The following is an 8851-nucleotide window of genomic DNA, read 5'->3' on the forward strand; positions in this document are numbered from 1 at the left end:
TCCTCCCCACCGGCCTCCCCATCGGCAGTCCCGAGGACTGCCTTACCTGCGCCGGCACCCTCTACCTCGGCAGCCCGGCCTGACCGGCCCAACCCCCCTCCACGAACTTTCGCGGTGCAGCACTAGGAGAAGGGAACCGGGCCTGACGCGTACCCCCCAGCCAGTGCCCGTGCTGCGCCGGCGTCTAAGGGCGTACGAGTCGGCCCCGCCGGTCCTGGGGGAGCGGCGGGGCCGTGCAGGCGGTGCGGTCAGCGTCCGGTGCTGGCCTTGGCGAGGGCCTTCTCCACGTGGGAGTCGACCAGGGCCGGTGATCCGGAGACGACCAGCAGGATGGTCCCGGTGCGGACGGCGGTCTGCTTCACGATGCTGTCCTGCCCGTCGGCGGTGAAGGTGAGGAGCTGGCTCCAGGCCCCGTCGCCCAGAGCGGGGGCGGCCAGCTTCTGAGTGGCGATCTTCACGGGCTTGCTGCCGATCACCAGCTGGTAGACGGGGCAGCCGGTCATCGCGTCGAAGATCCGCTTCGTGCCGGCGGTCAGCTTCGGGGCGGTATCGCTGTAGAGCTCCTCGGAGATCTCGGAGCCGGTGCTGCCGCTGTAGAGGAACGTGGCCGTCGCCTTGTTCGGGAAGTCCAGGCTTCCGCCGGCGGCGGCGTCACCGCCGAGCTGTTCCAGTTCGGGGCAGCCGATCACCGTCGTGTCGTCGTGACGGGCGGCCTTCTCGGGCTTGCGGGTGTAGTCCTGGCCGAGATCGGCCTCGGTGAGGAGGCGCCCGGCGAGCGCGGAAGCGGACAGGGGAGTGCTGGAGGCCGGGGTGCCGGGCTTGGTCTGGCCCGACGGCTTCCCGAGGGGGGAGGCGGCGTCTGCGGGCGTGCCGCTGGAGCACCCGGATATGGCGAGGGAGGCGGCGACAGCCAGGCCGGTGGCGATGGTACGGATGCGCATGTGAACCCCTGGTGTGGTCGTGCGGGTCTGACGGCCGGACCCCCGTGGGGTTCTCCTCCGGCGTTATGGGTGGCAGGGGTTCGGGTCAGTGGCCGAGGAAGCGCAGGCATTCCTCGTACGTGGCGTGCTGTCCGGTGGTGGGCCCGCTGGTGCGGTTGTACCAGGCGGCGTCGAGCCGGGGCTCGACCTGCTCGTGGCCGGCCGGGCACCGCAGCCACACCCCGTCGGGGGTGCTGACGACGATCCATTTCCGGTACGCGCCGCACTCGGAGCAGGCGCGGACCTCGCCGTCGAGGACGAGCGGAAAATCGTGGGCCATCAGCATCCCGGCCAGCTCCTCGCGCGTCGGCAGGCGCAGGTCGGGCGGTAGGAAGTCGTCCACGACCGGCACGGCCGCTGGCTCCTGGTGGTCCGGGTCCAACGGCGGCTCGATGTGCCCCGCGGTCCATGCTTCCCACTGCTGCTGGGCTTCGAGCCGTTCTCGTCGTTCGCGATTGCGTCCGAACATAAGGTTCCCCCCTCGTCCTTGTCCTGCCGGGCACCATAGATCGTGCACCACGCTCCCGTCGTCGTTCCACTCTAGAAACTCTCAAAGTCCACGGCCCCGGTCACGGCTGTCCCGGCGGGCGTCGGCGGGGCCATCCGTGTGCGAAAGCGACGGCTGGCTGGTGGGATTGCTGTGGAGCGGCATGGCGGACGCGTCGGCGGGGAGACCGGCCAAACGGCGCAGCCGCCACACCAGGACGTCACTGACCGAGGACGCGGTGTCCAACTCCCGTCGTCCAGTGGCCTGCACGAGGAGTTCAGCGGGATCGTGCCCAGCCGCTTCGGCGTCGGCAAGGGTGGAGGCGAGCGCCAGCCAGCCCGCCTCGGCCAGGACCTGCTCGGCGAGATGCGGCACCGCTGCGCGCAGGACGGCGGCATGCCGCCGCTGGAGTACGGGGGGCAACAGGCGGCCCCGCTGGTGCAGTGCGGCCATGGGGTGGCTGGCCGCGGCCTGGTAGGCGGCGCGCAGGTGTTCGGCGGCCTGGAGGGCAGCAGCGGCCTGCTGGGCGTGCTCCTTCTTTCCGTGCCAGGCTGCGGCGGCGGTGACGAGGAAGAACGCCATGTCGATAAGCATCGCGGTGGTCGCCCCGTCCTCCCCTCGGCCGAGCGCCGGCCCGCCGTGCACGAGGTCGCGGGCGGCCTGGCGCAGGGTGCGGTCGTGACCGCGGGCGGCCCGGACGTGGGAGCGTGAGGCCCGCTCGAACGCGATGGCGGCCTCGCCCAGTTGCATGCGGGTGTGGGCGGCGGAGGTCTTGGCGAGCGCGTCCAGGACTTCGCCGGCCGCCGCGATGTGCGCGGAGATCGCGCCGTCGTCACCGTCGTCGAAGACCAGCACCGCCTGCCAGGCGGCGGTCGTCGCGGCCCGCCGCGCGGAAGCGGGCCCGGGCACCGAGCGCAACGGAGCATCTGCTGTGACTCCCTCGGTGTCCCGGTCGGGGGCCACCGTGGTGCTCCAGCGCTCGCGGATTCGGGGCAGGGACAGGTCCGGGGCGAGCCGTGCGCCGGGGTAGAACACCGGCTCGCCCTTCCTGTTGCGGTCGTCGGGGAGCGCGACCTTGTACCCGAGAAGATCGCCGGACGGGGCGACCCTCTTGTGGACGAGCAGACCTGCCGAGGCAAGGCGTTCGAAGAACTCCCCTTCGCTCTGGGTGCCGGCGACCGCACGGCGGACGGTCTCGCGCAGTTCTTCCCGGGCGGTCCGCTCGCGACCTTGGCGCTCGGCCTTGTGGCGCTCGGCGCTGGTGGGGCACTGGGCTGCCGTGCCGTCACCGGTATGGAGGCGCCGCAAGCCGTAGTCGATCTCGATCTGGCGTGCTTCGGCCTGGGATCGGGCCGCATCGTTGTGAAGGCGGGGCTTGCGGCCGTCCTCGCGAACCAAGGTGGCGACGATGTGGATGTGGTCGTCCGCGTGACGGACAGCGGCCCACCGACACCCGGGCCGACCATCCTCGGGAGCGATGCCCGTAGCGGAAACCATGCGCCGGGCGATGTCCGCCCACTGCTCGTCGGAGAGGACAGGATCCTCGGGGGCCGCTCGTACGGACAGGTGCCACACGTGCCTAGCCGGTCGCCGGCTCGGGGCGACGGAGTCGACGGGAAGATCCAGAAGCTGCTGCAGGGCCTGGTGGGTGGCTTCGGGATCGCGTCCGGGATCCGGCGCGAGGCTGTCCCAGGCGGCGACCAAGTGCGGGTCGATGTGCTCTTCGTGGGTGCCCGGACCGTACAGGTAGTACAGCAGCCCGATGGTCCGGGTCCCCCGCTTGTGAACGCGGGGTATCACCGTACGGAGCCCGCCGACTCGACGTGGCGGCGGGTGAAGTCGTCGACGCGCTCTGCCGCCCTGCGTACGGCCGCGAGCACGGCCTCCGCATGGGGTGCGTCCGCGCCGGAGTTCAAGGCCTTGGCCACCTGGTTGACGTTGTTGCCGATCTGGCCGAGGTGCCGGCGCAGGGCGAACAGCTCGTTCAGCATTTCGCGTTCTCCGGCGACCGCAGCAGCCGTACGGGAGAGATCGCGCGCGGCGGCGAGAGAGGCATGCGCGAGGAAGCCGGACACCGTCATCGCGCTGGCGCTGGCGGCATCGAGGAGGCTCTGCTTCTCGGAGTCGTTGAATCGGCTAGCGATCATGTGGACGCGTTTGTCGGCGGCGGGCTTACGTAGACGGTTGCGGACGGACGGTTTCTCGGGTGCGCGATGCACGCAGAGTGGGTTGTGGCACGAGTGCGTCTCCTCCTGGGTATGCGGTCCGCCCTCGGCCGCATCCTCCCTGGCCGGCGCCCCCTGGTGCCTGCCTGGGCCCGCCTCCCCTGGGGCGGGGACACCATGAGTAGCACTCCCGACGGGAGTGCTACTCATGGGATAACTTGCTCGCCACGAGAGCGAGTTGTGGTCCGGCTGATCTGTGTCAGTGGTTGCGCTGTTCGACGGGTTTGTCATCGGGTCCGGGTCCTCGTGGAGCTGGTTCGGTCGGGGGTGCGGCAGGGGCGTTCGGGAGTTTGCTGCCCGGACGGCAGGGTGGCCCGGCAGAAGTCCAGGCCACCCTGTGGAGCGCCTCAGGCGGCGATCCGTCTACCGTTATGGGTTGGTTATCCGCATTCGGGGCAGTGCGCGTAGTGCCGTGTGAGGGCTTCGGCCATGCGCTGCTTGGTGCCGAGGGCGGTTCGGGCGCTGGTCTTCGCCGGAGCGGTGCCCGGGTGGCGGGCAGCGTGGTTGCCGAGGTAGTGGATGTCCCGCTCGAAGTCGGCACGGATGCGGGTGAAGCGGGGGCACGTCTTCATCGGGGGCTCCTCGTCTTGGTGTTGTCGTCGCGCAGTCGGGCGAGGACTGGGGTGAGGCGGTCGTTGCGGATGGGGATCTGCTGGGCCCGCATGATCGCCCGCAACTGCACGCGGGTGACCGACTCGTTGCCGTCCCGTTCGAGTGCGCTCCGCACGTGGGGACGCAGCCGGTCGACGATCTCGTCCTCGGTGAGGCGGGACCGGGACCGCTCCGGTACGCGGTTCCCCGTCCCCCGCTTCGCTTTGGGGACCGGTCCCCGGCGCGGCTTCGCCGGCGGGTCCTCAGGGTCGGCGTTACCCCGGTCCCCATCACGGTCCCCGGCGTCTTCCTGGTCCCCATCCGGCGTGGGGTGGGGACGGGGACCGTCCGTCTCGGTCCCGGGGACCGTCCCCTGGCGGTCCCCGGTCCCCGGGACCGAGGACGTGCGGTCGTGTCGGGGACGGTCCCTGCTGACGCCGTTGTTCCGCACCGTTGCGGGCGTGTGGCCCATCCGGTCCCCGCTGGTGGCCTTGATGTTGGGGACCGCGCGGGGCTCGTTGCCGGTCCCCGCCGGGGCGCCGGTCCCGCCACGGTCCCCATGTCCGGGACCGTCGGTCCCCTTGGGACGGTCCCCTTGTGGGACGGGGACCGCGTGGGGACCGGGGTTCTGCGAGGGGACCGTGTGTGGCCGGTCCCCGTTGTGGCGGTCCCCGGTCCCCAGGCTGGAGACGGTCCCCGATGCCTCCGCCGTATCGAGGCCGGTGGGGACCGGCGGGTCGGGGACCGTGTGGGGACCGTTCCTCTGCTCGGGGACCGTGCCCGTCCGGTCCCCACCAGAACGTTCCTCCGCACGATGGTGCCCCCCGGCGGGGACCGCCGTCCCGTTGCCATCCCCTGACTGCGCGGAAGGCTGGTCCCCAATGGTCGTCCGGAAGGTCATGGCGCCTTCGGGGACGGTCTCCGTGGGGAGTGGAGCCCGGTCGTCGGCTGTGGCGACGTGCTGGTGAATCTGGCGCATCAGCACCCCGAAGGCCAACAAGGCTGCGGTGGGCGGGACGGCGGCGACGACGTAGTCCAGCACGGGGACCGGGTCGGGGCCGGTCCCGCTGACGCCGGCGACGTTGAGTGCGATGGAGCCGATCGATCCGATGGCGGTGAGGGACACGGCCCACCAGTCGGTGACCTTCCGCAGTCCCGCTCGCAGCATCAGCAGTTCTCCGATGACGATGAAGGCGTCCAAGGTGCCTGGCCAGGCCCACTGCCGCTCGGGCGACTTGGCCAGGCCGTGCTGCCCGGCGACCTCGGCCAGGTGTGCGTAGGACAGCCAGAACGCGGCGGCGGTCAGGGCCGCGATGACGGCGCCGGCGGCGGCGAGGGTGAACCGCTCCGCGGACTCGGTGCTCCTCGTGGGCCTGGGGCCCGTGCCGGGGGTGGTCATACGGCTTCCCGGAGGTTGTTGATCAGAGCCTGTGTCTGCACGTGACGAGCCACCGGCCTCGACTTTCGCGCTACGACCTTGCCCCGCCTGTCCTTACGGGGAACGCTCCGGTCGCGCTCGGGACCGTCACCGTCGTGGGCCTGGCCGGAGGGCGGGGGCTGCTGTCCGGCCAGGGCGGCCTGCCGGGCGGTCTCGACCGGATTCGGGTCCGAGGCGAGGTTGTGGTTGTCGCGGTTCTCGATGGCGCGGGCCTCCACCCGGAGCAGGTCACGGGCCCACTCGACCCCGATCTGGAGGGTGTGAGCCAGGCGGTTCGGGCTCCAGCCCTGGGCGCTCGCGTAGCGGGTGAGGGTCTTGCGCTCGAGTCGGCTCAGCTGGACGTCCCGGCCTTCGATCACCGCCTTCACCCGGCTGTAGTCCAGTCGGTTCTCCACCTGGTCATGCCAGGTCCCCCGCTCAGCCTCGGTCAGGCCGCCCCAGACACCCTCCTTGATCTCGTTGTCCAGGGCGTAGTTGAAGCATTCGCGGCGTACCGGGCACCAGCTGCACATCTCCTTCGCCTCCGCGATGGCGTAGTCATCGTTGGGTGTGTGGAAGAACAACTCGTCCGCGGTGGCGGGGTCGACGCCGTTGCAGGCGGCTCGGGCATGCCAGCTGATATCGGCGACCCCGTGGAGGCCGGTGGGAGGGGTGTTGGTGGTGATGTAGCGCATGGGGATGTTCTCCGGGTACGCCTCATGGGCCGGCGGGCGGGCAGCGCGGCACACCAGCGGCGAAGCGGTGTGGGTGCGGCTCGGCGGCGAGGCAGGGCAGGGGGAGCGGCTACGGGGCCGCACCGAAGGGGAGAGGGAGGAGAAGGGGCCGGTCAGGCGCGCTGGAAGCGGCGGTCCGGGCCGTCGAACTCGACCGGGGTGCACATCCCGGACAGTCGGGAGAGGATCCGGTCGCCCACCTTGTCGCGCAGCACCGGCTGGCGTGAGTCCATGTGCTCGGTGCGGATCGGTGCCAGGTTGGTGGTGACCAGCGTCGGGAGGTGGTGCTCACCGCGCCAGGCGAGCAGCCGGAAGGTGATCTCCTCGTTCCACTCGCTGGACTTGCCGGCGCCGAGGTCGTCCAGGAGCAGCAGCGGCACCCGGGCGATATCGCGCAGCAGCCACTCGACGTCTACCCCGGTGCGCTGGCGCATCTGTCCGAAGAGGTCGACGGCCTTGATGGCGTGCCAGCGGACCGCGCACCCGGCGGCGGTGAGCGAGCGGATCGCCCCGTACGCCTGGCGGGTCTTGCCTGCTCCGGTGTTGCCCCACAGCAGGAGCGAGGGTCCGCGGGCGATCACCCGGCGCCCGCCACTGCCCCAGTGGGGGTTGTGGTCATCGGTGTGCGGCGCGGTAGCCGCGTCGGCGATGGTCCGCACCCAGGTCATGACCGCCGGGTGGTCGGCGAACGCGTCCCGGTAGTCGTACGGGATGCGCCGCTGGGCTGCCTCCAGGGCCGGGATTGGCTCCGGAGTGTCCGCGAGGACCGGGGCGGCCGGGTTGATGCCGCGGGCGGCGAGGCGGGCGGCAAGGCGGGCTTGCAGGCGGTCGGAGACGGCGGGCTGCGGGTCGGCGAGACGGGCGCGGGTCACAGGCTTCCTCCGAACGTGGTGGGCGCGGGCGCCGGGTTGAAGTAGGGCGTGTAGGCAGATCCAGTGCTGGCCCATGGCCCCGCGCCGGAGGCGGAGGACGGCGTCGAGCCCGCGTGCTGAGGTGAGGCGTTGACGACCTGGTTCACCAGGCTGGGCAGGACGCTCGGATGCAGGCCCTTGTTCCGCAGCAGGTCCATGGCGGCGCGGATGTCGCTGGGCGCGAAGTCCTCGTCGAGGAGCATCTTGATCTTCCGGCCCAGCAGCCCGCGCGTGTCGCTCGGCGGCTTCTGCCTGCAGCCCTTCACGTACTCGGCCACCAGGTCCTTCGCGGACACCTTCTCCGAGACGCCGCCAGACGCTGGCGCCTGGCGCCCCGTAGGTACTGATCCAGGATCCAAGATCCTAGATCCAGACGACGAGCCCTCGCGTATTCGTGTCGAGCCCTCATCGAGTGCCTTCTGACCTGCGGTTTCTCCCGGCAGGTCGGAAAGTGGTTCCTGGGGGGCCTTCGGAGCGGATCGCGGGGCGGTACCGAAGCCGACGGGTGCGGGGTCCGGCTGCGCCGCAGGCGCAGAATCGGGCGAAACCGGCTGATCGAGTACTCGACGAGTATTCGTCGAATCCTGCGAGGCGCTGCCGGCAAGCCCGGCTGCCGTGGTCGGCGCCGACGCCTTGGCGGGGGAGGCGGGGCAGGCCGCGCTACCGCACTCGCTGCACGGGCGCTCGGCCTGGTGCGCGGGGCACCGAGGCATGCGCGACGCGGAGGGTCGGTCGATCTTCTGGTGCTTGTCCCACTTCACGACGTGCAAGTAGTCCTTGTCGTCGCACCCGGTGTATCGGCAGATGATGCCGACGGCGGCCAGCTGGTCGAGGTCCCTGGCCACATGGGCGGGGGTGTGCTCGATACGCAGCGGCCACACCTGTCCGGCGATGATCGCCGGGTGTGCAAGGAACCGCCCGCTGTCATCGGCCTGCGTGAGCAGTCCCTGGAAGGTCACCATCGCGGTGACGTCGCACGCAGCGAGGTCCTCCGACCAGAACATCTCCGGCTTGATCGTGCGGATGCGGGCCATCAGGCGACACCCCCCTGATCGCGGGTTGCGGGGTCGGCCGTATGCTCCGGTCCTTTGCGCGGGGCGGTCGCCATGCGACACTCTCCTCTGGTGTGACCCGCCGTACCGGTGTGCCCGTGAGAAGGTCCGGTTCGGCGATGTTGGGTGGCTGTCCGCTCATTCGTGGGCGGTTGTGCTGCCAGAAGCGTCCGGCGTCTGAGAGTTCCCGCTCTCGGGCGCCGTCGCTGTTTCCTGGCTCAGCCAGTCCGTAAGGTCCATCCGCTGCGCATCCAGCCCCCCTCCGAGTCCTCCGCCGGGCCTGGTGACCGGCGGGCGACGACGAACATACGTAGAACCTGCCGGAATACCTAGTGCAGCGCGTCGCAGGTCCTTTGCCGGTTGGGCGTGGCTGGATTGGTGACGCTGTGTGAGCGCGCAGGCATCCTGCGGGAAGCGGTCCTCGGACGACCCGGCTTCGGTCCGGCACACGGTG

At 70.9% G+C, this 8851-nt stretch carries 8 protein-coding genes and 1 pseudogene; all 9 read right to left on the reverse strand.

Going from position 1 to position 8851, the window contains the following annotated elements; translation table 11 throughout:
- Positions 1-248 precede the first annotated feature (248 nt).
- A complete protein-coding gene (locus OTB19_RS40335) occupies positions 249-941 on the reverse strand; it encodes a hypothetical protein (RefSeq protein ID WP_267803805.1) in 693 nt (230 codons plus the stop codon).
- An 85-nt stretch (positions 942-1026) separates the two neighbouring features.
- Positions 1027-1449, reverse strand: a complete 423-nt coding sequence (locus OTB19_RS40340) for a hypothetical protein (RefSeq protein WP_267803806.1) — start codon at positions 1447-1449, stop codon at positions 1027-1029.
- Between the two features lie 81 nt (positions 1450-1530).
- Positions 1531-3267 (reverse strand): relaxase/mobilization nuclease domain-containing protein, encoded by a 1737-nt coding sequence (locus tag OTB19_RS40345; protein ID WP_267803808.1) that lies wholly within the window; start codon positions 3265-3267, stop codon positions 1531-1533.
- Positions 3264-3614 carry a plasmid mobilization protein gene (locus OTB19_RS40350; RefSeq protein WP_267803809.1) on the reverse strand — a complete coding sequence of 117 codons (351 nt, stop codon included), beginning with the start codon at positions 3612-3614 and terminating at the stop codon, positions 3264-3266. The genes OTB19_RS40345 and OTB19_RS40350 overlap by 4 nt, the downstream gene beginning before the upstream one ends.
- Before the next feature lie 458 nt (positions 3615-4072).
- On the reverse strand, positions 4073-4264 hold the full coding sequence (locus tag OTB19_RS40355) for a hypothetical protein (protein WP_266445732.1): 192 nt from the start codon (positions 4262-4264) through the stop codon (positions 4073-4075).
- A gap of 973 nt (positions 4265-5237) precedes the next feature.
- Positions 5238-5682, reverse strand: a pseudogene (locus tag OTB19_RS40360) (DUF2637 domain-containing protein); the annotation flags it as partial.
- Entirely contained in the window at positions 5679-6395 is a 717-nt protein-coding gene (locus OTB19_RS40365) for a WhiB family transcriptional regulator (protein WP_267803810.1), read from the reverse strand. The gene OTB19_RS40365 and the pseudogene OTB19_RS40360, both read right to left, overlap by 4 nt.
- Positions 6396-6547: 152 nt before the next feature.
- On the reverse strand, positions 6548-7306 hold the full coding sequence (locus OTB19_RS40370) for an ATP-binding protein (protein WP_267803811.1): 759 nt from the start codon (positions 7304-7306) through the stop codon (positions 6548-6550).
- Positions 7303-8379, reverse strand: a complete 1077-nt coding sequence (locus OTB19_RS40375) for a hypothetical protein (RefSeq protein ID WP_267803812.1) — start codon at positions 8377-8379, stop codon at positions 7303-7305. The genes OTB19_RS40370 and OTB19_RS40375 overlap by 4 nt, the downstream gene beginning before the upstream one ends.
- Positions 8380-8851: the final 472 nt, after the last annotated feature.

This window comes from Streptomyces sp. H27-H5, assembly GCF_026627505.1.
Classification (GTDB): domain Bacteria; phylum Actinomycetota; class Actinomycetes; order Streptomycetales; family Streptomycetaceae; genus Streptomyces.

Coding starts and splice junctions, on each gene's coding strand:
- OTB19_RS40340 (WP_267803806.1), bottom strand. CDS start 1,449: ATGTTCGGACGCAATCGCGAACGACGAGAACGGCTCGAAGCCCAGCAG.
- OTB19_RS40335 (WP_267803805.1), bottom strand. CDS start 941: ATGCGCATCCGTACCATCGCCACCGGCCTGGCTGTCGCCGCCTCCCTC.
- OTB19_RS40350 (WP_267803809.1), bottom strand. CDS start 3,614: ATGATCGCTAGCCGATTCAACGACTCCGAGAAGCAGAGCCTCCTCGAT.
- OTB19_RS40375 (WP_267803812.1), bottom strand. CDS start 8,379: ATGGCCCGCATCCGCACGATCAAGCCGGAGATGTTCTGGTCGGAGGAC.
- OTB19_RS40365 (WP_267803810.1), bottom strand. CDS start 6,395: ATGCGCTACATCACCACCAACACCCCTCCCACCGGCCTCCACGGGGTC.
- OTB19_RS40355 (WP_266445732.1), bottom strand. CDS start 4,264: ATGAAGACGTGCCCCCGCTTCACCCGCATCCGTGCCGACTTCGAGCGG.